We start from the raw sequence: 364 nt of genomic DNA, 5'->3' as shown, positions 1-364 counted from the left end.
AGCTGGGTGAAAGCGCCCCCCACCAGTACCTTGCCGTCGGGCTGCACGGCCAGGCTGTACACCCAGCCGTTGGCGCCGGGATCAAAGCCCGTGTCCAGCGAGCCATCGGCGTTGAGGCGGGCCAGGCGGTTGCGCGTCTGGCCGCCCAGCTGGTTGAAACCGCCCCCCACCAGTACCTTGCCGTCGGGCTGCACGGCCAGGCTGAGCACCAGGTAGTCGGCACCGGGATTGAAGCCTGTGTCCAGCGAGCCATCGGCGTTGAGGCGGGCCAGGTAGTTGCGCGTCTGGCCGCCCAGCTGGGTGAAAGCGCCCCCCACCAGTACCTTGCCGTCGGGCTGCACGGCCAGGCCGTACACCGGGCCGT

At 70.1% G+C, this 364-nt stretch carries 1 protein-coding gene; it reads right to left on the bottom strand.

Features of this window, described 5'->3' with window-relative positions; genetic code table 11:
- On the bottom strand, positions 1-364 hold a 364-nt coding region (locus JHD63_RS23185), incomplete at both ends, for a delta-60 repeat domain-containing protein (protein WP_198973155.1).

The organism is Xylophilus sp. ASV27, from assembly GCF_016428875.1.
In the GTDB taxonomy this organism is placed as follows: Bacteria; Pseudomonadota; Gammaproteobacteria; order Burkholderiales; family Burkholderiaceae_C; genus Xylophilus.
This window is presented reverse-complemented; position numbering and strand designations above follow the sequence as displayed.